Source organism: Pseudomonas medicaginis (genome assembly GCF_965119365.1).
Taxonomy (GTDB): domain Bacteria; phylum Pseudomonadota; class Gammaproteobacteria; order Pseudomonadales; family Pseudomonadaceae; genus Aquipseudomonas.
Map to the genome: position 1 here is coordinate 400,001 of NZ_OZ221631.1, position 25,632 is coordinate 425,632.

A 25,632-nucleotide genomic window follows, 5' to 3' on the forward strand; every position below is an offset into this window, starting at 1 on the left:
GAGCAGGTACGAAAGTAGGTCTTAGTGATCCGGTGGTTCTGTATGGAAGGGCCATCGCTCAACGGATAAAAGGTACTCCGGGGATAACAGGCTGATACCGCCCAAGAGTTCATATCGACGGCGGTGTTTGGCACCTCGATGTCGGCTCATCACATCCTGGGGCTGAAGCCGGTCCCAAGGGTATGGCTGTTCGCCATTTAAAGTGGTACGCGAGCTGGGTTTAGAACGTCGTGAGACAGTTCGGTCCCTATCTGCCGTGGACGTTTGAGATTTGAGAGGGGCTGCTCCTAGTACGAGAGGACCGGAGTGGACGAACCTCTGGTGTTCCGGTTGTCACGCCAGTGGCATTGCCGGGTAGCTATGTTCGGAAAAGATAACCGCTGAAAGCATCTAAGCGGGAAACTTGCCTCAAGATGAGATCTCACTGGGACCTTGAGTCCCCTGAAGGGCCGTCGAAGACTACGACGTTGATAGGCAGGGTGTGTAAGCGCTGTGAGGCGTTGAGCTAACCTGTACTAATTGCCCGTGAGGCTTGACCATATAACACCCAAGCAATTTGTGAACTCGAAAGAGACCAGATTGCGGTGTGTGAAGACGAAACGAACCGAAAGTTCGAGAACGTCAGCGACAACACACAAACTATCGCATACCCATTCGCTGGAACGTGACCGCAAGGCACGCACTGGCTACCGAATTTCTTGACGACCATAGAGCATTGGAACCACCTGATCCCATCCCGAACTCAGCAGTGAAACGATGCATCGCCGATGGTAGTGTGGGGTTTCCCCATGTGAGAGTAGGTCATCGTCAAGATTAAATTCCGAAACCCCTATCTGCTGACGCAGGTAGGGGTTTTGTTTTTAGTAGAAGTCATCGATTTTACCGACACGTTGTCGTTTAACGGGTTGGTCACAGAATTTCTTGACGACCATAGAGCATTGGAACCACCTGATCCCATCCCGAACTCAGCAGTGAAACGATGCATCGCCGATGGTAGTGTGGGGTTTCCCCATGTGAGAGTAGGTCATCGTCAAGATTGAATTCCCAGAACCCCTGTCTGCTCAGCAGCCAGGGGTTTTGTCGTTTTGGGCCAGTAATCGGATCGAGTCTCTGAAGCCCCGGCAAACCCCCAATGCCGTTGCTATGCTGTGAGAGTCGGGCCCGGCGGTAAAAGGCCCGCGACGTCACTGGTCATGGGGATTCCAATAATGAAAAACCCTTATGCTCCCGGCTTCTGGTGCGCCACTGCTGCATTGCTGCTGCTTTCGGCCACTTATTTCTACGGCGTCATGCTCACTCATCAAATCGACAAGGCGCTCTTGTTCCTCGATAGCGCGGCGGCGTTGATTGGCGTGATATCCATTGCAATCGTGGCCTGGGCTTCGTTCCAGGGCCAACGCATCAAGAAAAAGCATCTCGAGCAAGGCAAGACCCTGGTGCTGATTTGGGACACCAAGGTGGCGCTACGCCGGGTCGAAACGGTGTTCGACCGTTATTTTTGGGGCAGTTACTGGCAGCCTGGTCGCACGTTCCAGGAGGTCATGGGCGAACTCACCGGTACCCCGCTGGAAAAAAGCCTGGAAGCCCTGAAAACCCAATGCGCTGCCTTGGACAAGCAAGTCACCCAGGAAGGCTGGCATTGGCTCAACAACGCCCGTGAGTTGTGCGACGTGGCTAACGCCATGGCACGGGAGCGCTATCAGCTGGACTTTTGCGATTCACGTGCCGAGTCATCGGGGGCGGCGGTGATCAATCGCGATTTCGAAGTGCTGGTGTACACGTGGACGGCCCGCCTCAAGACTTTCGACCATCAGCTCGACGAGATCGAAGTCCAGTATTCGTAGACCACCTCTCAAGAAAACGTTTTCACCCCTATAAACATTGGGCCCGCAAGGGTGCGTGATGGTAATCTCCCCTCCTCTTTACGGCGTCGAGCCACCCCCTTTGCGGGTCAGGGAAGACGACGGCTTTCATCAACCATGGATATCGGGTCACTCATGAATAAATCAGCAAGCGTACTTCTGGGAATCGTTGTGGCTGTCGGTGCTATCAGTGCGGGTGGCGCCTGGTACACCGGGACCAAACTCGAAGGCGTCTTGAAAAACGCTATTGCCGATAGCAATAAGCAAATGCAGACAGCCTTGGCCGGGTCCAACAGCACTGCCGCCCTGGAATTGGTTTCCATGGACCGTGGCACATTCAGCAGCACCGCCCACTACCGTCTCAAAGGCGAAGGCGAGATATTCGGTGGCGAGTCGGTTGAGCTGCTCTTCGTCGACCAGATCGAGCACGGCCCACTGCCATTCTCGCGCTTGATTACGCTCAAGTGGCTGCCGGTCATGGCCACCAGTCATACCGCTCTTGAACGCAATCCGCTGACTGACAAGTGGTTCGCTGCGACCAAAGATCAGTCTCCGCTCAAAGGTGTGGTCAACCTGGGTTACGACGAGTCCATCAATGGCACTTACGAGCTGCTGCCACTGGAGACCAAGCTGGATGAGCAATCCCAGCTCACCTTCTCCGGCCTGAAAATCGACCTGGCCGCCAGCGCCCAGGGACAGAAGATCAAGGCCGACGGCTACATGGACAGCTTCAAGTTGACCACCGTCGCCGAAGACCAGACGCCAGTGCAGGTCGAGCTGAACGGCCTGACATTGGCCAGTAACCTGAGCAAAAGCTCATACGGTTACTACATGGGTGACAACACCCTGTTGATGAGCAGCACCAAGGCCACCTTTGGTGAGCCGAAGTCGGTGCTGGGCCTGAAGAACTTCGAAATGAAGAACAGCAGCAGCGAGAACGGCACCAGTGCGTCGGGGCGTGCCGATTACAAGATCGGTGAGTTGTCGTTCAACGACAAGACCATCGGTTCGGCGCAGATGGCGGTCAGCCTCAAGAATCTGGACATCCCGGCAACCATGTCGCTGATGCAGATTTACCAGACCAAGCTGCAACCCTACGAAAAAGCCGCTGCCGAAGCCGCAGCAGCCGGTGAACCAGCTCCAGAGCTGAACCTGACCGAAGCTGAGGAAGCGCAGGTCAAAGCCGATCTGGAAAAACTCTTGGCCGGTGCCCCGCAAGTGGCGTTGGAAAACCTGTCGTTCAACACTGCCAACGGCGAAAGCCGTGCCAGCCTGATCGTTGACCTGGCCAAGCCGCAGTCCATGGATCTGCCGCCGGATGAACTGGGACGTCAGTTGCTCGCCCTGCTGGATTTCAATCTCAAGGTTTCCAAGCCGATGCTGGTGGACCTGATGACCGTACAGGCACAGATGGAAGGCCAGACGGATGCCAAACTGATCGCCGATCAAGCCACCGCCACTAGCGACATGTTCAGCGCCATGGCCGTCGGTACTCAACTGGCGACCCTTGAAGGCAACGACGTCGTTACCAAGCTGCACTACGCCAACAACCAGGTCGATTTCAACGGCCAGAAAATGACCGTTGAGCAATTCACGGCATTCGTGATGAGCAAGCTGGGTGGTGGCGTCGCGGTCCAGTAACGCGTTCGGGCAACACCGCAAACCCGGTCCGTGCATGACGCATGGGCCGGGTTTTTTTACGCCTGACGATCAGCGCTGCGCCGAAATCTGTAGCGATTCTGAAGAATTGTGGCATTCCTGAAAATGACCCGCCTGAGAGTGCAAGACTAGGCCCATTAGAGCTTGGCTGGATTCCTTTGATCCGGCTTCCTGTTTGATGGGCAAGGGGGCACTGCGACCCGGCTGGCCATGTAAGGATGCTGACGAATGCCGCGTACTGTGGGTCCTTTTATTCAACGTGGTTTGCGCCCGTTGTTTCGCGTAGCGCTGTGCAGTCAACTGTGCTGGCCGATACTGGCGTTTGCCGATACCGCCTATGACCAAATGGTGCTCGACGCCCGTGCAGGCCATTACACCCCTGCGCTGACCGCGTTGCGCCAGGTGCCGGCCGGCCAGGCCAGCACCGCGCAGATCAGTGACCACCTGCAAATTGCCAGTTGGGCCGGCCTCGACGCCGAGGTGATCAACGTCTATGAGACTCAGGGCCGTTCTCGAACGCTGCCCGTCCAGGCGTTGGCTGCAACGGCTCGCGCCTATCGCAACCTCAAGCGTTGGGATTCGGCGGCTGAGCTGTACCGCCAGGCCTTGGTGATCGATCCCCAGAACCCCGACCTGCAACTCGGCCTGGCCTTGACCCAGGCCGATGCAGGCCAGCCCGACGAAGCCGTCACCCGCACAAAGGCCCTGGTCGCTGCCAAACCGACAGATCCGATGCGCCGGCTGGCACTGGGTTATGCCTTGACCCGCGCCGACAGCCCTCACGAAGCGCTGTTCGAATACGACCAGGCCTTCTCCCGTGCTGGCAACAGCCCGGAAGTTGCGCGCGAATACATCTACGCCCTGCAACGTGCCCGGTTGCCGGAGCCGGCACTGCGCCTGGCACGTCTGCAACCGGGTCTGATCGACCGTGGCGTGCAGCGGCGCCTGGAAGGCGACGTTGCGGCCGAACGGGTGCGCCTGGCGGACATGGCCAGCCGCAGCGAACAGGAGCGCTTTGTCATTGCCGACCGCGCCCTCGCCGACTACGACAAGTTGCTCGCCACCTGGACCCCGGTGGCCGAGGCCCATGACGACGTACTCCGTTGGCGCATCGATCGCATGGGCGCCCTCAACGCCCGCGCCCGTCGGGCCGAGGTGATTGCCGAATACCAGAAGTTGCTCGCCGAGGGTGTGAGCATTCCTACCTATGCCCTGCGCTGGGTGGCGTCTTCCTATCTGGAACAGCGGGAGCCGGAAATCGCCGTCGATCTGTACCGCCGAGTCCTGATCGCGCCGGATGCCGATCCCGCGGAACGTTTTGAAGACAGCACCGCGCTCTACTACGCGTTGCTGGAAAGCGAACAATCCGAAGAGGCCCGTGCACTGGCCGAAGACATGGCCAAAGCCCAGCGCCCGCGCATCGAACTCAAGGGCCTGCCGATCGGCAACCCCAACGATGAATGGATGGACGCCCAGCAACTCGCCGCCCAGGCCGGCACATACGGCGCCGACCTGCCTTCTGCCGAGGCTCGCCTCGAAACCCTGGTCAACCAAGGCCCCGGCAACACCGGCATGCGCCTGGCCCAAGCCGATCTGTACCAGGCTCGTAACTGGCCGCGCCGTTCCGAACGCCTGCTCAAGGAAGTCGAGGCCACGATCCCGCGCAACCGTGACCTGGAAATCGCCCAGGCCCGCGCCGCCATGGAGCTGCAGGAATGGCGGCAGATGGATGCACTGACCGACGACGTGGTCGCCCGCTACCCGGAGAATGCTCACGTCAAACGCCTGCAACGCCAGCGCGAAGTGCACGACATGGCCGAGCTGCGCATCGAGGCCTACACCGGCAAGAGCTATGGCGGTGGCAATGGTGATGCGGGTGCAGTCACCGGCAGCCGGGATTTTGGTATCGAAACGCTGCTCTACAGCCCACCCATCGATGAAGACTGGCGGCTGTTTGGCGGTGCCGGCTACGCCACGGGTGATTTCGAGGAAGGCACCGGCCACCATCGTTGGCAGCGCCTGGGCGTGGAGCGCCGCACCCGGGACATGACGCTGGAAGCCGAGGTCTCCAATCACGCCTATGGTTCCGGCGACAAACAAGGCGCGCGTGTGGCTGTGGCGCGGGACATCGACGACCACTGGCAGTACGGCGGCAGCCTGGATTACCTCTCGGCCAATACCCCGCTGCGGGCCCTCAACAGCGGCATTCGCTCTAACGGCGGTAGCGGTTTCGTACGCTGGCGGGCCCATGAAAGCCGCGAGTGGCGACTGGCTGTCAGCCCGTCCCATTTCAGTGATGGCAACAACCGTCTCGAAACCCAACTGACCGGTCGCGAAGGCATCTACAGCACACCGCGTGTGCAAGTGGAGCTGGGGCTGGAAGTGGCTGCCAGCCGCAACAGCGGTTCCAACGAAGTCCCTTATTTCAATCCGAAATCGGACTTCAGCGTCATGCCGACCGTGAGCGTCAATCACGTGTTGCACCGCCGCTACGAGACCACGTGGAGTCAGCAGTTCCAGGTCGGTGCCGGTACCTACAGCCAGCGCGACTACAACACTGCCGCCGTGGGATTGCTCGGCTACGGCCAGCGTTTCATCTGGAACGACGTGCTGGAGGCCGGCGCCGCGCTGAGCTGGCTCAACCGCCCCTACGACGGCGATCGCGAAAGCGATCTGCGCCTGCTTGTCGACCTCACCTATCGCTTCTAGAAGAGTTTGAAGATGCCTGTCATTTCGCGATTCATCCTTCTGCTGGGGGTCTTGCTGATCAGCGCTTGTGCCCAGCAAGCCCCGGCGTTCACGCCGCCTTCGCAGCGTCCGCTGGCGGCCAATGATGCCCCGTGGCCGAAGAACCATGTGCTCGGTATCGCCTACCACGACGTCGACGACCGAGACCCGGACCAGGCGCTGGTGGCCGTGCGTACCGAACGGTTGATCGAGCAACTGGCGTGGCTGCGGGAAAACAACTACCAGCCGGTCACGGTGGATCAGATCATCACGGCCCGCAATGGCGGTCCGCAATTGCCGCCGCGTGCGGTACTGCTGAGTTTCGACGACGGCTACGCAAGCTTCTATACCCGCGTCATGCCCATCCTGCGCGCCTATAACTGGCCGGCGATCCTCGCCCCGGTCGGCAGTTGGGTGGATACACCACAGAACCAAACGGTGGATTTCGCCGGGGTGCCGCGCAAGCGTTCCGAGTTCCTGACCTGGGAGCAGATTCGCGAGGTGTCCAGATCGGGCCTGGTGGAAATCGCCGCCCACACCGATGCCAATCACAAAGGCATCCTCGCCAACCCGCAAGGCAACCAGCAACCCGCCGCGACCACCCGGCGCTACGACCCCGCCACCGGTCGTTACGAGACCGAGGCCGATTTCCAGGCTCGCCTGCGCAAGGACGTGGCGGCCATTTCCGAGAAGATCCGCAAAGTCACTGGCTACAGCCCGCGTGTCTGGGTCTGGCCGTACGGTGAAGCCGACGGTACGGCGTTGCAGGTGATCGGCAACGAGGGCTATCAAATGGCCCTGACCCTGGAGGACGGTCTCGACAGCCTGGATAACCTGATGAGCGGCCCACGCTTCCTGGTGGCGTCCGACCCCGATGGCGCCCATTTCGCCGAAAGCATCGTGTCGGTGCAGACGATGGACCCGATGCGCGTGGTGCATGTCGACCTCGATTACGTCTATGACCCGGACCCGGTGCAGCAGGAGGCCAACGTTGGCCAGTTGGTCCAGCGCATTTCCGACCTGGGCGCCAATACGGTATTCCTGCAAGCCTTCGCCGATCCGAAAGGCGACGGCCTCGTGCACTCGCTGTACTTCTCCAATCGTCACCTGCCGGTACGTGCCGACCTGTTCGACCGGGTTGCATGGCAGTTGCGCACCCGGGCCAACGTCAAGGTCTATGCCTGGATGCCGGTACTCAGTTTCGCCCTGGACGCGAAGCTTTCGCGGGTACAGCGTTGGGATCCGGAAACCGGCAAGACGGGCGTTGCCCCGGACCAGTACGTGCGTTTGTCGCCGTTCGACCCGAAGGTGCGCAAGGTCATTGGCGAGATCTACCAGGACCTGGCGCGGATGAGCTCATTGGACGGTGTTCTGTACCATGACGACGCGGTGTTCTCCGACTTCGAGGATGCCAGCCCCGCGGCCCTGAAAGTCTATGCCGCCCACGGCTTGCCGACGTCCATCGCCGCCCTGCGGGACGATCCTGCGGCGATGCGACGCTGGACCCGCTTCAAGAGCCGCTACTTGATCGACTTCACTCATGAATTGACTGCCAAGGTCCGGGCGATTCGCGGTCCGCAGGTCCTGACGGCGCGCAACATCTTTGCCGAACCAATGCTCAATCCGGACAGCGAAGCCTGGTTCGCCCAGAACCTCGACGATTTCCTCGGCGCCTACGACTGGACGGCACCGATGGCCATGCCGCTGATGGAAAGGCAGACCCGCGAGCAATCCGGCCCCTGGCTCGAGCGCCTGGTGGACACCGTCAAGGCCCGCCCCGGCGCGCTCAAGCGCACGGTGTTCGAACTGCAAGCCCGTGACTGGCACAGCAAGCCGGTCAGCGACATCGACGGCGAACAACTGGCCGATTGGATGGGGCGCCTCAAGCGCAAAGGCGTAACCAGCTTCGGCTACTACCCGGACAACTTCATCGAAGACCAGCCCGCAGTGAAAACCGTGCGGCCGGCGCTCTCCAACAAGTGGAATCCTTGACATGCTCGACAGACTGCTCGCCCTGCTGGTGCTGGCGATCGTCCTTGGGGTGCCCCTGGGCCTGATCTTCCTGGTCACCGGGCAATTCCTGATGGACTTCGTGTTCTTTTACCCGCTGTTCATGTCCGGGCTGTGGATCGCCGGCGGCCTGTATTTCTGGCTGCACTGGGAGCGCCACTGGCCGTGGAAGGACGACACCTTGCCACCGCCCCTGGCGGGCGAGCCGCTGATCAGCATCCTGATCCCATGCTTCAACGAAGGCGACAATGTTGCCGACACCATTCACGCGGCGCTGGGCCAGCATTACCCCAACATCGAAGTCATCGCCATCAACGACGGTTCCAAAGACAACACCGCCCAGATGCTCGATCAATTGGCGGCCGAAGACCCGCGCCTGCGCGTCCTGCACCTGGCGGAAAACCAGGGCAAGGCCGTGGCCCTGCGCATGGGCGCCATCGCGGCGCGCAGTGAATACCTGGTGTGCATCGACGGTGACGCGCTGCTGGCGCCGAACACCTGTGCTTACCTGGTGGCGCCGATGCTGGACAACGCCCGCCTCGGCGCGGTGACCGGCAACCCACGCATCCGCACCCGCTCGACCCTGATAGGTCGGGTCCAGGTCGGCGAGTTTTCCTCGATCATCGGCCTGATCAAGCGCACCCAGCGGGTTTTTGGGCGGATCTTCACCGTGTCCGGCGTGATCGTCGCGTTCCGTCGCACGGCCCTGCATCGGGTCGGCTACTGGAGCCCGGACATGATCACCGAAGACATCGACATCAGTTGGAAGCTGCAACTGGATCACTGGAGCATCTTCTACGAGCCGCGCGCGCTGTGCTGGATCCTCATGCCCGAAACCCTGCGTGGCCTGTGGCGGCAACGCCTGCGCTGGGCCCAGGGGGGCGCCGAGGTGCTGTTCAAGAATATCCGCGGCATCTGGCAATACCGCCACCGCTACCTGTGGCCGCTGTTGTTCGAATACTGCCTGTCCACCGGTTGGGCATTCACGTTCCTGTTGTCGGTGATCTTCTGGGGCGCCGGCAAGTTCGTCGAAATGCCCGCGGCCATCGCTGTGGATCACCTGATGCCGCCAGCCTTCACCGGGCTGCTGTTGGCGGTGGTATGCCTGCTGCAGTTCGCGGTGAGCATCCTGATCGATCGGCGTTACGAAAAAGGCCTGTGGCACATCATGTTCTGGGTGGTCTGGTACCCACTGGTGTTCTGGCTGATCAGCCTGTTCACCACTCTTGTGAGCTTTCCAAAAGTGTTGTTTGGGCAGCATCAGAAGCGTGCGCGCTGGGTCAGTCCGGATCGCGGCATCAAACCCTTCGACGATCAGGAAGAGGAAGTGATTCGATGAAAATTATCAGGACCCGGCAACGGCCATTTCTGGTGGTCATCGATGCGTTTTTTACCGTGCTGGCGTGGGTGGGGTTGTTGTACTTGCTGGTCAATGGGCTGTGGCCGCTGTTCGCGAGCCAGGCCGGTCCGCGCCCGGGAGGGTCTCTGTTCGATACCCTGGGGACCTTGCAGGTCTATGGATGGATCGCCTTGGTCAACGCGGTGCTATTGATTACCTGGGCGCGTTACCAACAGCGCAAAAGCCGCAGCTTCGCCCAGCGCCGGTCGCCGGCCCCGGTGGTGAATGACCAGGGCTTGAGCGCCAGTTTCAAGTTGACTGACGAGCGCCTGGACACACTGCGCCAGCCCGGCTCGAAGACTATTCACAACAATCAGGACGGTGACATCAGCCACGTCGTGCCGCACTTCCACTTGCTCAGCCCCGACTTGCAGCCACCGCCCCTGGCGCCACTGGAGCGTCCCGGCGTGATTCACCTGCCGGCCGAGCACTCCGTACATTGATGCAAGCCGTGCCGACGCTTTCGCGAGCAAGCCCGCTCCCACAGGGGATTGGGGTTGTGGCGGATATTTCGGTCAACACTGAGCAGAACTGTGGGAGCGAGCTTGCTCGCGAAGGCGTCGTGTCAGCCCTACTGAAGTCGACTGAACCACCGCTATCGCGAGCAAGCTCGCTCCCTCAGGGGATTTTGGGTCGTGTGGGACAGGTCTACGACGAGAAGTCCCGGATCAGCCGCCATGCCTCGTCCACCGGCAACGGTTGTTTCATGCGCTGGGCCAACGCCGCCATGGCCCGGCCTTCATCGCAGGCCACTGCGGCGGCAACGAGGCCGTCCTTGGCCAGCAGGGCGATAAAAGGCGGATGCTCGGGCGTGCCCTTGAATTCCACCTCGTCCCAATGCTCGGCGTGGCCGAGGTAGTCGTAGCGTTTGCCGAAGTGATAGGTCCAGAAAAACGGTACGTCCAGGTAGTGCTCGTCGCCGCCGAGCATGTTCGCGGCGGCGATGCGCGCCTGTTGCTGGGCCAGGCGCCAATGCTCGATGCGCCGGGGCTGGCCATTGAGGGGAAAGGTTGCGATATCGCCCACGGCCCATAGGCCATCGGTCACACGCATGCCCGCGTCAACGGACAGCGACTGGTCCGGTTCCCGCGGCAACTCGGCAAACGGCTCGGTGGCCGCGCGCACGCCGATGCCGATGATCACCAGGTCCGCGGCCAAACGCTGGCCGTTATCCAGCACCACGGCTTCGACCTTGTGGGCGCCCTCGATCCGTGCCGCTTCGCCGTCGGTGTGGTACTCCACGCCATTGGCCCGGTGCCGGGCCAGGATGGCCTGGCCGACGCTCTCGCCCAATTGTGCGGCAAACGGCACCGGGTGCCGGGCCACGACAGTGACGCTCAGCTCGCGCTTGCGCAGGGACGAAGCGACTTCCATGGCAATGAAACTGTCGCCGATGATCACCGCCCGTTGCCCCGGCCGGACAGCGTCGAGAATCTGTCGGGCGTGGGAGATCGAACGCAGTACGAAAACTTGCGGCAAATCGATACCGGGGAGCACAGGGGTTTTCGGCTCCCCCCCTGTGGCAATGAGCGCGGCGTCGTAGTCCAGGCGTCGACCATCGGCTAGTTGGATATGCCGGGCACTGGGGTCCAAATGGGTGACCTCGCCATGGAGCCTTTCGATACGTTGCTGGGTGAAGTAAGTTTCATCGCGTAGCGGTGCCGTCTCGTTGACCGCCATGTCGCCGGCCAAGACATACTTGCTCAGCACTGTACGGTCGTAGCCAGCTTCGGCTTCGCGGTCGATCAACAGTATTCGGCCGCCAAACCCCTTCTCCCGCAACGCCGCCGCACAAGCCGTGCCGGCCGCACCGGCACCGATGATGACAAACGTGCGCGTGTCATCGGCTGGCGGGACTTTATCGGCCGGCAGCGGTTGGTCATCGACCCAGACGTCACCGTCCCGTACCTCGACGTGATAGCGCGCCAGGCTGTCGAGGGCCGGCGGCTCGCACAGGGCGCCGTCTTCCGCCCGGAACGCGGCCTTGTGCCAGGGGCAAATCAGCCGTCCATGGCATACCGCGCCCTTGGCCAGTGGGGCGCCGGCATGCGGGCATTTGCCTTGGAAGGCGCGCACTTGTTCACCGGAGCGCAACAGCAGGATGGACGTGTCGTCGATTTTGACTTCGAGGCCGCGGTCTTCACGAACGTCGGCGAAACGGGCGACTTGATGCAGAGACATGGTCATTCTCCGGCAGGCGTTTCCCTTTGGAGTCGCAGGAACGGAACGAGTTTCAGCATAATTGTCACTGCAACCTTGGCGAAGCTGCGGCTATAGTTCGCAAGCCGTCCATGGCCAGACACGCACAAGGTGCCCCGGTATGACCCGATTGAATTCTTTCTCCCCTTGGCTGGCGGCCGTCGCCCTGGTGCTGTGCGCACAAGGGGCTGTCCAGGCCGAGGAGCGTTTTACCCTCAGCATCCCCGGCGTGTCGGACGACCGCCTCTTCACTGCGGCGGCGGCCAGTGACGCCAACACCTGTGGCGGCAAGAACGTTTCCCCGGCCCTGAGCTGGAACGCCGGCCCGCCCGGCACCCTCAGCTACGCCATCGTCATGTTGGACCCGGATGGCCAAAGGGGCCAGGGTGTCGACCACTGGATTCACTACGGCATCAAGGCCGGCACACGGCAGATCCCGGCGGGTGCTGGCACCATGTCCTCGCTGGAAGGCATGAGCGGTATCAACAGCAAGAACACTCACGGCTACATCGGCCCATGTCCGCCCATCGGCGACAGCGCTCACCACTACCTGATCCAGCTCTTCGCCCTGGACCTGCCGCCGGACGCCCTGCCTGCCGGCCTCACACGGGCCCAACTGATGGAAAAAATCAAAGGCCACGTCCTGCGCAACAGCAGCGTAGTGCGCCGCTACCACCGCTGACCCGAGACGACACAACCCCCTGTGGCCAGGGAGCTTGCTCCCGCTGGGCTGCGAAGCAGCCCCCCACAATGGCACTGACGCTCCGACGCAACATTGGCATCACGCGCCAAAAGCGAGCACTATCGAGCCCCATGTTCACTCATGCCGGAGGATGGCGATGACGCAGAAACCCGACGGCATCGCCCGCCTCCTGAACTGTCCCACCAAGGGCGACGAAATACGCCGGGCCATCGCCCAGAGCCGTAAGGATTTCCTGCCTGCCGACGAGGCCGAAGACGCCGAGCCAGGCCAGCCACCGGTTCAACCGGCGGGCACTGATCGCGACGACTGAACCGTCGCCCTCTTTCAACTTTATTGTTCACACTTGCCTATGACTGCCACCCCTGTTTCACCCGGTGACCGCTTCAGCCGATCCGATTACAAGACCCTGGGCCTGGCCGCCTTGGGAGGTGCGCTGGAAATCTACGATTTCATCATCTTCGTCTTCTTCGCCCTGACCCTTAGCCAGTTGTTCTTCCCGCCGGAAATGCCCGATTGGCTGCGCTTGCTGCAAAGCTTCGGGATTTTCGCCACCGGCTACCTGGCCCGGCCACTGGGCGGCATTCTCATGGCGCACTTCGCCGATCGTCTGGGGCGCAAGCGCGTGTTCAGCCTGAGTATCCTGATGATGGCCTTGCCGTGCCTGCTCATCGGCGTGATGCCGACCTACGCGCAAATCGGTTATTTCGCACCGTTGCTGTTGCTGGCGCTGCGTATCCTGCAGGGTGCGGCGGTGGGCGGCGAGGTGCCCAGCGCCTGGGTGTTCGTGGCCGAACATGCGCCGCTGCATCATCGCGGCTATGCCCTGGGTTTTCTCCAGGCCGGCCTGACTTTCGGCTACTTGCTGGGCGCCTTGACTGCAACGGCGCTGGCGCGGGTCTACACACCGGCGGAGATTCTCGATTACGCCTGGCGCCTGCCCTTCCTGCTGGGGGGCGTCTTCGGTGTGATCGGCGTCTGGCTGCGCCGCTGGCTGAGCGAAACGCCGATCTTCATGGCCCTGCAAGCCGATCGTGAAGGCGCAGCGGAACTGCCGTTGCGCACGGTCTTGCGCGACCACCGCCAGGCCTTGTTGCCCGCTGCCATCCTGACCTGCGTGCTGACTTCCGCCGTGGTGGTGTTCGTGGTCATCACCCCGACCGTGATGCAGAAAAGCTTCGGCATGACCCCCAGCCACACCTTCGCCCTGAGCAGCCTGGGCATCGTGTTCCTGAACATCGGCTGCGTCCTGGCCGGCCTCATTGTCGACCGTATCGGCGCCTGGCGCACCGTCATGCTCTACAGCCTGCTGCTGCCTGTGGGCATCGCCGTGCTCTACGCCAGCCTGATCAGCGGTAGCGCCTGGCTGGGCCTGGCCTACGCCGTGGCCGGGCTGGGTTGCGGCGTGGTTGGTGCGGTGCCGTCGGTGATGGTCAGCCTGTTCCCGCCGAAAATCCGTGTGTCCGGCATCTCGCTCACCTACAACATCGCCTATGCCCTGTGGGCCAGCATGACCCCGTTGCTGCTGATTGCACTGGTGCCATGGAGCCCATGGGTGTGCGTGGGCTATTGCGTGGTGATGGGCGCGGTGGGCGTGGCAGCGGCGGCGTATTTCCCAGGGCGTTGGGCGCGTGTTTATGGTTCGGCTCTAGCGTCGGGATCCTGACTACAATTCGTAAGCTTTGTTGTAGGCCTTTTCTGAAGCAGTATGATCCAGCCTGATTCGAAGTAGACTCAGCGCACTTTGTATTTACTATGGGCATCTCTTCTGTTGGGGGAGCCTTGCATGAAAGCCAGTACAGCCATTGCTACGTTTCGTCGGTTGCGGCCCCAGCCTTTGTGGCGGCTGTTGGCCTCTGATCATGGGCCTCTGACCCTGGGACTGCTCCAGACCCATCTGTACGAAAGCGCACGGGGTTTGCCCGCATCCATCTTCCATGAACGTATCGAGCGGGAACTCGAAGAGCTTCGCGTGCGAGGCGAGCATCTGGGAACTGCGCAAAGCTATGTAGCGGGCTGGCTGTCGGAGGGTTATCTCGAACGGCGCTTCCCGCCAGGGGCATCCGAAGAAGAATATGAATTATCCACCGCAGCTATCGAGGCGATCCGGTTCGTTTCGGGCATGGAGCAGTCTCATTCGGCGGCGACCGAAAGCCGCCTGACTTTATATCGTGGGATTTCGCCTGGCGAGAAATACAAGAGGTGGCCAGTGATTGAAGAGGGGGGCATTCGTCAGGCTCCGTACATAGAAATATTGGGGGGCACATTGGAGACTGGTCGCGCTGTTAAGCAAGGCGGAGTCGTTGAGCTATGAGCGCGGATAACGCCAATCGCAATACCTCGCAGTTCATCATCTACCAGAGCGAAGACGGGCGAACCCGGTTGGACGTGCGCTTTGTCGACGAGACCGTATGGTTGACCCAAGCCTTGATGGGCGAGTTATTCAGTACCACGCCAGAGAACGTGTTGATGCATCTGAAGAACATCTTCAGCGAAGGTGAACTTGATCAAAACGCAACCACTAAGGATTTCTTAGTAGTTCGTCAGGAAGGTACGCGTCAAGTTAAGCGCAACCTCAAGCACTACAACCTTGATGCCATTATCTCTGTGGGCTATCGCGTACAAAGCCATACGGCAACGCGCTTCCGTCAGTGGGCCACTCGGCAGTTGCGTGACTACATTGTCAAAGGTTTTTTACTAGATGATGAGCGCCTGAAAAATCCCGATCAGCCGTTCGACTACTTTGAAGAGCTGACGCGGCGCATTCAGGATATTCGCACCAGCGAAAAACGCTTCTACCAGAAAATTACCGACATCTACGCCACCAGTGTGGACTACGACCCGACTCAGGAAGCCAGTATCAACTTCTTCAAGACCGTGCAAAACAAAGTGCACTGGGCGATTACTGGGCAGACTGCGGCCGAGCTTATTCACAATCGTGCCAACAGCGGTAAACCCCACATGGGGCTGACCAACTGGCGCGGTGCCAAGGTGCGCAAACAGGATGTCGCTAATGCTAAGAACTACCTCTCGGCAGAAGAACTCAGCGCTTTGAACAATCTGGTCGAGCAGTACTTGGTGTTTGCGGAGGGCCAAGCCATGCGTCGTATTCCAATGTCCATGGCTGAGTGGGTGAAAAAGCTCGATGGTTTCCTGACATTGAACGACCGCGAAATTCTTGATAGTGCGGGTCAAATTTCTCATGACCTGGCCAAGCAACACGCCGAGTCGCAATATGAGCTATTTCACCAGTTGCGCCAGCAAGAAGATGCTGCGAGCGATGACCAAAATCTCGTCAATCTGAGCGAACTTAGTCACTCGCTATCGAACAAGACCCAATCCAGGCATTGACGGTCCTTCGGGCACAAGATCGCACTGGGCCAACATCGAGGTATTTAGAGCATCGATAAGGGGCGCCGCTTTTTCTTGGCGTATTCGCCAGCGATCTTCGTCGGCCATCTCCCTTGCTTGCCGTTCGACTTGCCCAAGGAAGTTGCGTGCATGCTCGCCCGCGCGGCTCGGACTTAAGTCGTAAACCACTGCATTGAGACCGAAAAAGGCGTAGTGCAGTAGGCCCAAACGTCGAACAGATAGGTATGTCGTTGACGCATGCGAATCCTAGCGTTAATTGCGTCCGCTTAAAAAATCGTGGACGCGTTTGCCCTTATCGCTCTTGACCTGCTGGTTTGGTAAATGACTTCGCCAGCCGCTTACTGAGAAGTCAGCGCCTGGCAACGTTAGTGCTTGAAGCTCCAGCGTCGCCATCATCGACGCTTACGATTATTTGGCTACCGGTCGTTCTAAGACGCTCACGCAAAAAATCCACAAAAGCACGAGTCCGTGCCGAGCGTCGTCGATCTTGGCTGAACACGGCGCTGATGGGCAGTGCCAGCGGCTGGTAATCGGGCAGCACGGCGCAGACGGTTCCCTGGCGAACATCGGCAGCGAACAGCCACTGCGGTGACAGCGAAACGCCCAGCCCCGACAGCACCATTTCCCGGATGGCCTCGCTGCTGTTGCAGGTGACGTTGCCCTTGATCGTTACGCTGTGCTGTCGGCCATCCTGGTCGAACCGCCAGACGTCGTAATGCTCCAGCAGCGTGAAAGCCAAACAGTTATGGCCGGCCAGGTCAGCCGGTTCGAGAGGCGTGCCATGCTGCTGCAGATAGGCGGGGGAGGCGTACACCCGGCGCGGGCTGTCGCCGAGGGAAATCGCTACCAGCCCTTCGCTTTTCACCACGCCGATGCGAATGGCCAGGTCGATGTTTTCCTTCAACACATCCTCGTTCTGATCGCTCAGCCTCAAGTCGATCCGAAGCTGCGGGTGTCGCGCGAGGAACTCGCCCACCAAGGGCGCAATACACAACCGGCCGAAACTGACGGGCGCCGCCACGCGCAGAAGGCCGGCGATCTGTTCCTGCCCACTGGCGAAACTGAGCCGTGCCGCGTCCAGGCTGGCGAGTATGTCCTTGCTTTCGGCGTAGAAGCGCTGCCCCTGGTCGGTCAGCGCGAGATGGCGGGTGCTGCGGGCAAACAGCGCCCCGCCCAGGTGTTGCTCCAACCCGCGGATCTGCTTGCTCACCGCCGGTTGGCCCAGGTTCAGTTCCCTGGCGACGGCCGAGAACGAGCCGCGCTCCACCACCCGCACGAACACCTGCATTGCGTCGAACAGATCCATCAGGATTTAGCCTCTGCCTGGAATAAATCCTATCCATTGTTGCTCACTTATCGGAATGCGTCTTCGCTCGCATGATGAACCTGCCCACTCATTGGAGGTTTACCGTCATGAACAACACCATGTCCGCCGCCGTTGCCGAAACCGCTCAGGCTGCGCTGATTGTCCGTTCCATCGCCCGGCCCGTTCCCGGCAAAGGCCAGGTATTGATCAAGGTGCATGCTGCCGGAGTCAACCCGCTGGACACCAAGATCGCGGCGGGAGGCGGTGCCCATGCACGCCAGCCGTTGCCCGCCGTATTGGGGATCGACCTGGCCGGGACGGTGGTTGAACGGGGTGAGGGCGTGAATGACTTCGCGCCTGGCGACGAGGTGTTCGGCATGGCCGGGGGGATCGGTGGGGCCCAAGGCGCGCTGGCCGAATACATCGCGGTCGATGCCCGCCTGATTGCGCTCAAGCCTCGCTCACTGAGCATGCGCGAAGCGGCCGCCTTGCCGCTGGCATTCATTACGGCCTGGGAAGGCTTGGTCGATCGCGCCAACGTTCGGGCCGGGCAACAGGTGCTGATTCATGGTGGGGCGGGCGGCGTCGGTCAAATGGCCGTGCAAATCGCCAAGGCCCGTGGCGCTGAGGTCTACGCTACGGGCTCGGCCGACAGCCAGGCTTTCATCCGCGAACTGGGTGCGTCAGCCATCGACTATCGGACCCAGGACACCGACAGCTACGTGCGCCAGTACACCGATGGCGAAGGCTTCGACATCGTCTACGACACCGTTGGCGGCCCGACCCTGGATGCGTCCTTCAATGCGGTAAGGACCTACACCGGCCACGTGCTCAGTTGCCTCGGCTGGGGCCAGCACAGCCTCGCGCCGTTGTCGTTTCGGGGGGCGAGCTATTCCGGGGTGTTTACGTTGATGCCGCTGCTGACCGGCAAGGGGCGCGAGCATCATGGTCAGATCTTGCGGCAGGCCGCCGCTCTGGTTGAGTCAGGGCAACTGCGGATCAAGCTGGATCAGCGCCGGTTTGGCCTGGAGCAAGTCAATGAGGCCTTTGCGCAGGTAGCCGAGGGGCGTGGGGCGGGGAAAACGGTAGTGGACATTGGGATTGAGTGAGACGGGACCGCACTCCGTCAGGGCCAAACAACTTGAGCGCTCATTCAAACCCCGTAGAATGCAGCCGCCATTAATGCCGCTACCTCTCAAGGACGAATTCAAACATGCGAGTTTTTACCCTGTTGTTGGCCCTCTGCCTTATGGCAGGTTGCGCTTCCAAGCCCGACTACTACATTTCCCCTACGCCGGTGGCGATCCCCGAGACCGCCACCTATTGGATCGACACGTTCAACGTTGAAGTCGTCGGCAAAAACGAACGCTTTCTGCCCGACGAAAAAGTCCGTGACCAGTTGCACACCGACCTGATCGTCCGCCTGCTCGACGGCAATCGCTATGCCTCCAGCAAGGAAACCGCTGATTATCTGCTGGACGTCAACGCCGTCTATGCGCGCCGTATTCAAGACACCCAAGGTGGTTTCATGAACAAGATCGTCGCCGACGGTACGTATCTGGCCAGTGTCGATTTCAATTATCAGGTCAAGGTGAAGAAGGCCGGTGTCGAAGTGCTGCATTTTGCCCAGGCCCGCCAGGGGCTGATGCCGGGTGGGGCGATCGGGCAACTTGAGGCAATGAGAGGCATCGCGGGCGCCCTGACGAACAGAGGCAACTCGGATGTCGAAGATTATTACACCGGCCATTTGAGCGGATTCATCGCCGATGATCTGCGGGGCATTCCTTCCCGCTAACCATGCCTGCTGTAGTGGGCTGGCCACTTTTGGAGTGGCCAGCCCTGTTTTGCAGCGCTGCAAAAAAATCGTGTGCTCGTTAACCCGAACTGCGTGTGCCCTGCGTCTGACCCTGTGAACGGATCATTCATTCACGAGGTTCAGCCCATGTCCCGTCCACTTCCCTTTATGCGTCCTGCTGCCCAAGGCTTCGCCGTGACTTTGCTGGTGGCGTTGGCCGGTTGTGGGTTGTCTTCCTCCCGGGAGGCAGCCAGGCCGTCCGAACCGGTAGCCGTGGCGCCCAGCGTCGTACCGCAAGGCGAGATCGCCGAAGTGCGCCAGTCGACGGTCAAGCGCATGCTCATGAAGCCGGCATCGATGCCTGCTCCCAGCGTGGCGAACGATGCCATCGCCCCGGACTACCGCAGCGAACCGCGTGAACAGTACGAAAAACTGCCGGACAACCCCATCCATAGCGTCGTCGAAACACCGGTCTCGACCTTCAGCGCGGATGTCGATACCGGCAGCTACGCCAATGTGCGACGTTTGCTCAATCAAGGCAGCCTGCCGCCCGAAGGTGCGGTGCGCTTGGAGGAAATGGTCAACTACTTCCCGTACCACTATGCCTTGCCCACCGACGGTTCACCTTTTGGCGTGACCACCGAAGTGGCGCCGTCGCCGTGGAACCCGCACACCCGGCTGTTGCGCATTGGCATCAAGGCGTCCGACCGCGCGGTGGCGGACTTGGCGCCGGCCAACCTGGTGTTCCTGGTGGACGTTTCCGGTTCCATGAACCGTCGCGAGGGCCTGCCGCTGGTCAAGAGCACGTTGAAGCTGTTGGTGGATCAACTGCGCGACCAGGACCGGGTATCCCTGGTGGTCTATGCCGGCGAATCCCGGGTGGTGCTCAAGCCCACCTCGGGTCGCGACAAGGTGAAAATCCGCAACGCCATCGATCAACTCGACGCCGGAGGCTCCACCGCAGGCGCCTCGGGTATCGAGCTGGCCTATCGGATGGCGCGGGAGAGCTTCATCGACAAGGGCATCAACCGCATCCTGCTGGCCACCGATGGCGACTTCAACGTCGGTATCAGTGATTTCGACAGCCTCAAGCAGATGGCGGTGGACCAGCGCAAGAGCGGCGTTTCCCTGACGACGCTGGGCTTCGGTGTGGATAACTATAACGAACACCTGATGGAACAATTGGCCGACGCCGGTGACGGTAACTACGCCTACATCGACAACCTGCTCGAAGCACGCAAGGTCTTGGTGGATCAGCTCAGTTCCACCCTGGCGATAGTGGCGCGAGATGTGAAGTTGCAGGTGGAGTTCAACCCCGCCCAGGTCAGTGAGTATCGACTGCTGGGCTATGAGAACCGCGCGTTGAAGCGTGAGGATTTCAACAACGACAAAGTCGACGCGGGCGAGATCGGCGCCGGGCATACGGTGACGGCCTTGTATGAAATTGTCCCCAAGGGCCAGCCGGGCTGGTTGGAGCCGCTGCGCTATGCCAGCACGCCCCAGTCGGAGGGTAAATCAGGCGAATTGGCAATGTTGCGCGTACGCTACAAACCCGCTGAGGGCGGTAGCAGTCGATTGATCGAGCATCCCATTGCGGGCGTGCAGAACAACGACAAGCCTAGCGATGACCTGCGTTTCTCCGCCGCCGTGGCGGCCTTCGCCCAGCAGCTCAAGGGCGATGGGCGTTACACTGGGACGATGAGCTTGAAGGACACTGCGCAATTGGCCCGCTCGGCCCGCGGTGATGATCCGTTCGGGCTGCGTGCCGAGTTTGTGCAGTTGGTGGAGCTTGCCCAGAGCCTTGAGCCTGAGGCCAAGCGCTGATCCCGAGCACAACGGGGATCAAAATGTGGGAGCGAGCTTGCTCGCGATGGCGTCGGATCAGTCAATGATGAGCATGATCGGCCCACCGCTATCGCGAGCAAGCTCGCTCCCACAGGGTTCCTTGTTGTCTGCCAGGACTGTGTTGCAATGACCGGAAAGGAGTTCGTCACCCACATGCCCGCTGCGCTTGATTCTCCCAGCGACGAATCGCTGCTGGCCCGCTACCGCAACGGCGATGGGGCTTCTTTCGAAGTCCTGTACGCCCGCCATCGGCAAGGGCTCTACCGTTTCCTCGTGTCCTTGAGCAACAAGGCCGAACTGGCCGAGGAAGTGTTCCAGGACACCTGGCTCAGCCTGATTCGCAGTACCACCCAGCCACAAGGCCGGGCGAGTTTTCGCACCTGGCTGTTCCAGATTGCCCGCAACCGCTTGATCGACCACTGGCGCAAGCAAGGTGTCCACAATCCGTTGCACGATAGTTACGACGAGCAGCTTCACGTCCAGCCCGACGAGACCGGCAGTCCTGAGCAGCAGCTGAGCCTGAGTCGCGACCAGGCGCGTCTCGATGCTGCGCTGCAGGCCTTGCCCGAAGATCAGCGGGAAGTCTTCCTGCTGCGCCTGCACGGCGACCTGGAGCTGCCACAGATTGCCGCCTTGACCGGCGCCCCACTGGAAACGGTCAAGAGCCGCTTGCGTTACGCCCAGCAGAAGTTGCATCGGCTGCTGGCCGAGGAGGTACCCGCATGATCGACTCCAAACACACTCCGGATCCCGACGATGAAATGCTAATTGAGCATTTCCGCCAACACGCCAGCGCCGAGCCGCCGGCCTCCCTGGACGCCTTCATCCTGGCCACTGCCCGCCGTGAAGCCCCAGAACCCCGGCCAAGTCTGTGGAAGCGCTGGTGGCTGGCCTGCCAACGTCCGCGCTTGCAGATGGCGTTCGCCACGGTCGCCGGTGTCGCGCTGATGATTGGCCTGGTGCTGCGCTCGCCCGTGCCTCAACAGGAAATGGCTGCGCCGGCATCGCTGGAATTCTCCGCCGACCGGCAGGCCCCCGCGGTTGCCTCCGCCCCCCCACCCGCCATGCCCGCCCCCGCACCGATCACTGCCATGGCACCCCAGGGCGAACTGGCCCGTGCCCCGGCAAGCGCTGACCAGTCCCTTGCGGAAAAGCCAGCGGCGAAAATGAGCAAATCGGCGCCGGCTGCACTGCCATCGCTGGAGCAGGGCCTGATGGAAATCTTGCGTTTGCGCGAGGCGGGTGAGAGCAAGGCTGCTGATGAAAAGCTGCTGGCGTTGCATAAGCGCTTTCCCGAGGAAGACTTGCCGGCGCGGTTGGAGGCGTTGCGCAAGCGTTGAGTGAGATCGGCGCCCACAAAAAAGCCCCAAGTCTTGCGACCTGGGGCTTTTGATTCTGAAGATGGTGCACCAGGCGGGATTCGAACCCACGACCCCTGCCTTCGGAGGGCAGTACTCTATCCAGCTGAGCTACTGGTGCGACGCGGGCGCCATGATACTCATATGCGTGGCGGGCGTCCATGCTACTGAATCGCCTGCGTTTTCATGCAGCTTGGCGGCTCTTGGCTACGCTGATCAGAAAAAACCAGCAAATGCGGCTTTTTTGTTCTTTTTTTCGAACAACCTATTGTCCTCCACCCCCATCGGCCCTAGGATTCGTTTGAGATTTCAAACGCTCTTGTCTGGGTGCTGAACCGCACGTCTGTGCTTATGTGCGTTATTTCTGTGCTTCAGCCCGGTGAATGATTTCCCTGACGGCAGCCCCCGAGGCGCCTTTCTACAACTCTAATTCGCTCCGCGTGCGCGCGGTGCTGTTAAGGAAAGCCGACATGCAGCTTAAAGACACCCAGTTGTTCCGCCAGCAAGCCTTTATCGATGGCGCTTGGGTCGATGCGGACAATGGCCAGACGATCAAGGTCACCAACCCGGCGACGGGTGAAGTGCTGGGCACTGTGCCGAAGATGGGCGCCGCCGAAACCCGTCGTGCGATTGAAGCCGCCGACAAGGCGCTGCCGGCCTGGCGTGCGCTGACGGCCAAGGAGCGCGCCAACAAGCTGCGCCGCTGGTACGAATTGCTGATCGAAAACCAGGACGACCTCGGTCGCCTGATGACCCTGGAACAAGGCAAGCCACTGGCCGAAGCCAAGGGCGAAATCGTCTACGCCGCCTCGTTCATCGAATGGTTCGCCGAGGAAGCCAAGCGCATCTACGGTGACGTGATTCCCGGCCACCAGCCCGACAAGCGCCTGATCGTGATCAAGCAGCCGATTGGTGTGACCGCGGCCATTACCCCGTGGAACTTCCCGGCCGCGATGATCACCCGCAAGGCCGGCCCGGCCCTAGCTGCCGGTTGCACCATGGTCATCAAGCCGGCTTCGCAAACCCCGTTCTCGGCCCTGGCCCTGGTGGAACTGGCGCACCGTGCCGGCATCCCGCAAGGCGTGTTGAGCGTGGTCACCGGCAGCGCCGGCGACATCGGCGGCGAGCTGACCAGCAACCCGATCGTGCGTAAGCTGTCTTTCACCGGCTCGACCGAGATCGGTCGCCAGTTGATGGCCGAATGTGCCAAGGACATCAAGAAAGTCTCCCTGGAACTGGGCGGAAACGCGCCGTTCATCGTGTTCGACGACGCCGACCTAGATAAGGCCGTCGAAGGCGCGATCATTTCCAAATACCGCAACAACGGCCAGACCTGCGTCTGCGCCAACCGTCTGTACATCCAGGATTCGGTGTACGACGCGTTCGCCGAAAAACTCAAGGCAGCGGTCGCCAAGCTCAAAATCGGCAACGGTCTTGACGATGGCACCACCACAGGTCCCCTGATCGATGGCAAAGCGGTCGCCAAGGTGCAGGAACACATCGCCGATGCGGTCAGCAAAGGCGCGACCGTGCTGTCGGGCGGCAATGCGATGGAAGGCAACTTCTTCGAACCGACCATCCTGACCAACGTACCGAAGAACGCCGCCGTGGCGAAAGAAGAAACCTTCGGACCGCTGGCGCCGCTGTTCCGTTTCAAAGACGAAGCCGAAGTGATCGCGATGTCCAACGACACCGAGTTCGGCCTGGCCTCGTACTTCTATGCCCGCGACCTGGGCCGTGTGTTCCGTGTTGCCGAAGCCCTGGAGTACGGCATGGTCGGCGTCAACACCGGGTTGATTTCCAACGAAGTCGCGCCGTTCGGCGGCATCAAGGCCTCGGGCCTGGGCCGTGAAGGCTCCAAGTACGGCATCGAGGATTACCTGGAAATCAAATACCTCTGCCTGGGTATCTGATCTGCTTCAAGCGCAAGGGGCACGAGAGCGCTGTCCCTTTGCGTGTTCCACCCGTTCTGTTTCTTGTGGCCGGAACGCTGCGGCAGTCGATCATCGCATGCTGTCGCAGTCGCCTCCCCGCCATGTATTCCTTGAACCACGCCGACCGATGAGCGGCGAATGAGGACTGTAATGAGCAAGACTAACGCTGACCTGATGGCCCGCCGCACCGCCGCTGTTCCCCGTGGCGTCGGCCAGATTCACCCGATCTTTGCCGAATCGGCGAAGAACGCCACGGTGACCGACGTTGAAGGTCGTGAGTTCATCGACTTCGCCGGTGGTATCGCCGTGCTGAACACCGGCCACGTGCACCCGAAAATCATCGCCGCCGTGACCGAGCAGTTGAACAAGCTGACCCACACCTGCTTCCAGGTCCTGGCCTACGAGCCGTACGTGGAGCTGTGTGAAAAAATCAACGCCAAGGTGCCGGGTGATTTCGCCAAGAAAACCCTGTTGGTGACCACCGGTTCGGAAGCGGTGGAAAACGCCGTGAAAATCGCCCGCGCCGCCACGGGCCGTGCCGGTGTGATCGCCTTCACCGGCGCTTACCACGGTCGCACCATGATGACCCTGGGCCTGACCGGTAAAGTCGTGCCGTACTCGGCCGGCATGGGCCTGATGCCCGGTGGTATCTTCCGCGCGCTGTACCCGAACGAACTGCACGGTGTGAGCATCGACGATTCCATCGCCAGCATCGAGCGCATCTTCAAGAACGACGCCGAACCGCGTGACATTGCGGCAATCATCATCGAGCCCGTCCAGGGCGAAGGTGGTTTCTACGTAGCGCCCAAGGCATTCATGCAGCGCCTGCGTGCCCTGTGCGACCAGCACGGCATCCTGCTGATCGCTGACGAAGTGCAGACCGGTGCCGGCCGTACCGGCACCTTCTTCGCCATGGAGCAGATGGGCGTTGCCGCCGACCTGACCACCTTCGCCAAATCCATCGCTGGCGGCTTCCCGTTGGCCGGTGTGTGCGGCAAGGCCGAGTACATGGATGCCATCGCGCCGGGTGGCCTGGGCGGTACCTACGCCGGTAGCCCGATCGCCTGTGCGGCGGCGCTGGCGGTGATGGACGTGTTCGAAGAAGAACACCTGCTGGATCGCTGCAAGGCGGTGGGCGAGCGTCTGGTCACTGGCCTCAAGGCTATCCAGAAAAAGTACCCGGTCATTGGCGATGTGCGTGCCCTGGGCGCGATGATCGCCGTGGAGCTGTTCGAAAACGGCGACACCCACAAGCCGAACGCCGCGGCAGTGGCCCAGGTGGTGGCCAAGGCGCGGGACAAGGGCCTGATCCTGCTGTCCTGCGGCACCTACGGCAACGTGCTGCGGGTGCTGGTGCCGCTGACCTCGCCGGACGAGCAGTTGGACAAGGGCCTGGCGATCATCGACGAGTGCTTCTCCGAGCTCTGAATCGGGTTGTGCACTGATCCACAAAAACCCGCCTTTTG

The 25,632-nt window shown here is 61.0% G+C and carries 20 protein-coding genes, 1 tRNA gene, 3 rRNA genes and 1 pseudogene (1 of these 25 running past the window's edge); 21 read left to right on the top strand and 4 right to left on the bottom strand.

Going from position 1 to position 25,632, the window contains the following annotated elements:
- The 9 genes from ACMTA2_RS01835 to pgaD all read left to right on the top strand — a co-directional run.
- A 23S ribosomal RNA gene (locus ACMTA2_RS01835) occupies window positions 1-540 on the top strand; it begins 2,352 nt to the left of the window's first position.
- 157 nt (window positions 541-697) lie between these two features.
- Window positions 698-813 (top strand): 5S ribosomal RNA (gene rrf / locus ACMTA2_RS01840).
- Window positions 814-920: 107 nt separating this feature from the next.
- Window positions 921-1,036, top strand: a 5S ribosomal RNA gene (gene rrf, locus ACMTA2_RS01845).
- A 172-nt stretch (window positions 1,037-1,208) separates the two neighbouring features.
- Window positions 1,209-1,844 carry an NADH:ubiquinone oxidoreductase subunit N gene (locus ACMTA2_RS01850; RefSeq protein WP_413793468.1) on the top strand — a complete coding sequence of 212 codons (636 nt, stop codon included), beginning with the start codon at window positions 1,209-1,211 and terminating at the stop codon, window positions 1,842-1,844.
- Window positions 1,845-1,997: 153 nt separating this feature from the next.
- Window positions 1,998-3,503, top strand: a complete 1,506-nt coding sequence (locus ACMTA2_RS01855; protein WP_413793469.1) for a YdgA family protein — start codon at window positions 1,998-2,000, stop codon at window positions 3,501-3,503.
- A 246-nt stretch (window positions 3,504-3,749) separates the two neighbouring features.
- On the top strand, window positions 3,750-6,230 hold the full coding sequence (pgaA, locus tag ACMTA2_RS01860; protein ID WP_413793470.1) for a poly-beta-1,6 N-acetyl-D-glucosamine export porin PgaA: 2,481 nt from the start codon (window positions 3,750-3,752) through the stop codon (window positions 6,228-6,230).
- A 12-nt stretch (window positions 6,231-6,242) separates the two neighbouring features.
- Window positions 6,243-8,240, top strand: a complete 1,998-nt coding sequence (gene pgaB, locus ACMTA2_RS01865; protein WP_413793471.1) for a poly-beta-1,6-N-acetyl-D-glucosamine N-deacetylase PgaB — start codon at window positions 6,243-6,245, stop codon at window positions 8,238-8,240.
- Window position 8,241: 1 nt separating this feature from the next.
- Complete coding sequence (pgaC, locus tag ACMTA2_RS01870; RefSeq protein ID WP_413793472.1) at window positions 8,242-9,597, top strand: poly-beta-1,6-N-acetyl-D-glucosamine synthase; 1,356 nt, start codon at window positions 8,242-8,244, stop codon at window positions 9,595-9,597.
- On the top strand, window positions 9,594-10,100 hold the full coding sequence (gene pgaD, locus ACMTA2_RS01875; RefSeq protein ID WP_413793473.1) for a poly-beta-1,6-N-acetyl-D-glucosamine biosynthesis protein PgaD: 507 nt from the start codon (window positions 9,594-9,596) through the stop codon (window positions 10,098-10,100). Before pgaC ends, pgaD begins: the two co-directional genes overlap by 4 nt.
- A 205-nt stretch (window positions 10,101-10,305) precedes the next feature.
- On the opposite strand, the gene ACMTA2_RS01880 is transcribed toward pgaD, so the two are convergent.
- Window positions 10,306-11,838 (bottom strand): FAD-dependent oxidoreductase, encoded by a 1,533-nt coding sequence (locus ACMTA2_RS01880; protein WP_413793474.1) that lies wholly within the window; start codon window positions 11,836-11,838, stop codon window positions 10,306-10,308.
- 139 nt (window positions 11,839-11,977) lie between these two features.
- On the opposite strand from ACMTA2_RS01880, the gene ACMTA2_RS01885 reads away from it, so the two are divergent.
- The 5 genes from ACMTA2_RS01885 (at window position 11,978) to ACMTA2_RS01905 (ending at window position 15,907) form a co-directional block, all read left to right on the top strand.
- Window positions 11,978-12,538: a YbhB/YbcL family Raf kinase inhibitor-like protein gene (locus ACMTA2_RS01885; protein WP_413793475.1), complete on the top strand. Its 561-nt coding sequence runs from the start codon at window positions 11,978-11,980 to the stop codon at window positions 12,536-12,538.
- A gap of 157 nt (window positions 12,539-12,695) precedes the next feature.
- Entirely contained in the window at window positions 12,696-12,869 is a 174-nt protein-coding gene (locus ACMTA2_RS01890) for a hypothetical protein (RefSeq protein WP_413793476.1), read from the top strand.
- Window positions 12,870-12,908: 39 nt separating this feature from the next.
- Window positions 12,909-14,222, top strand: a complete 1,314-nt coding sequence (locus tag ACMTA2_RS01895) for an MFS transporter (protein ID WP_413793477.1) — start codon at window positions 12,909-12,911, stop codon at window positions 14,220-14,222.
- 120 nt (window positions 14,223-14,342) lie between these two features.
- Window positions 14,343-14,870, top strand: coding sequence for a DUF3375 family protein (locus ACMTA2_RS01900; protein WP_413793478.1), 528 nt, complete (start codon window positions 14,343-14,345; stop codon window positions 14,868-14,870).
- Window positions 14,867-15,907 carry a virulence RhuM family protein gene (locus ACMTA2_RS01905; protein WP_413793479.1) on the top strand — a complete coding sequence of 347 codons (1,041 nt, stop codon included), beginning with the start codon at window positions 14,867-14,869 and terminating at the stop codon, window positions 15,905-15,907. Before ACMTA2_RS01900 ends, ACMTA2_RS01905 begins: the two co-directional genes overlap by 4 nt.
- A 3-nt stretch (window positions 15,908-15,910) precedes the next feature.
- Here ACMTA2_RS01905 and ACMTA2_RS01910 read toward each other — a convergent pair.
- Both ACMTA2_RS01910 and ACMTA2_RS01915 read right to left on the bottom strand, forming a co-directional pair.
- Window positions 15,911-16,161: pseudogene (locus ACMTA2_RS01910) on the bottom strand (IS66 family transposase); the annotation flags it as partial.
- Between the two features lie 116 nt (window positions 16,162-16,277).
- A complete protein-coding gene (locus ACMTA2_RS01915; protein ID WP_413793480.1) occupies window positions 16,278-17,234 on the bottom strand; it encodes a LysR family transcriptional regulator in 957 nt (318 codons plus the stop codon).
- Window positions 17,235-17,341: 107 nt separating this feature from the next.
- Between ACMTA2_RS01915 and ACMTA2_RS01920 the strand changes: the two genes are divergently transcribed.
- The 5 genes from ACMTA2_RS01920 to ACMTA2_RS01940 all read left to right on the top strand — a co-directional run bounded on the left by ACMTA2_RS01920 (window position 17,342) and on the right by ACMTA2_RS01940 (window position 22,214).
- A complete protein-coding gene (locus ACMTA2_RS01920) occupies window positions 17,342-18,343 on the top strand; it encodes a zinc-dependent alcohol dehydrogenase family protein (RefSeq protein ID WP_413793481.1) in 1,002 nt (333 codons plus the stop codon).
- Window positions 18,344-18,447: 104 nt separating this feature from the next.
- Window positions 18,448-19,029, top strand: coding sequence for a hypothetical protein (locus ACMTA2_RS01925; protein ID WP_413793482.1), 582 nt, complete (start codon window positions 18,448-18,450; stop codon window positions 19,027-19,029).
- Window positions 19,030-19,176: 147 nt separating this feature from the next.
- On the top strand, window positions 19,177-20,853 hold the full coding sequence (locus tag ACMTA2_RS01930) for a vWA domain-containing protein (protein ID WP_413793483.1): 1,677 nt from the start codon (window positions 19,177-19,179) through the stop codon (window positions 20,851-20,853).
- A 174-nt stretch (window positions 20,854-21,027) separates the two neighbouring features.
- On the top strand, window positions 21,028-21,600 hold the full coding sequence (locus tag ACMTA2_RS01935; RefSeq protein WP_413795577.1) for an RNA polymerase sigma factor: 573 nt from the start codon (window positions 21,028-21,030) through the stop codon (window positions 21,598-21,600).
- A complete protein-coding gene (locus tag ACMTA2_RS01940; protein ID WP_413793484.1) occupies window positions 21,597-22,214 on the top strand; it encodes a hypothetical protein in 618 nt (205 codons plus the stop codon). The genes ACMTA2_RS01935 and ACMTA2_RS01940 overlap by 4 nt, the downstream gene beginning before the upstream one ends.
- A 62-nt stretch (window positions 22,215-22,276) precedes the next feature.
- Here the strand turns inward: ACMTA2_RS01940 and ACMTA2_RS01945 are convergent.
- Window positions 22,277-22,353 (bottom strand) — tRNA-Arg (locus ACMTA2_RS01945).
- A 349-nt stretch (window positions 22,354-22,702) separates the two neighbouring features.
- On the opposite strand from ACMTA2_RS01945, the gene gabD reads away from it, so the two are divergent.
- Both gabD and gabT read left to right on the top strand, forming a co-directional pair.
- Entirely contained in the window at window positions 22,703-24,145 is a 1,443-nt protein-coding gene (gene gabD / locus ACMTA2_RS01950) for an NADP-dependent succinate-semialdehyde dehydrogenase (protein WP_413793485.1), read from the top strand.
- A gap of 171 nt (window positions 24,146-24,316) precedes the next feature.
- Window positions 24,317-25,594 carry a 4-aminobutyrate--2-oxoglutarate transaminase gene (gene gabT, locus ACMTA2_RS01955; RefSeq protein WP_413793486.1) on the top strand — a complete coding sequence of 426 codons (1,278 nt, stop codon included), beginning with the start codon at window positions 24,317-24,319 and terminating at the stop codon, window positions 25,592-25,594.
- Window positions 25,595-25,632 lie beyond the last annotated feature (38 nt).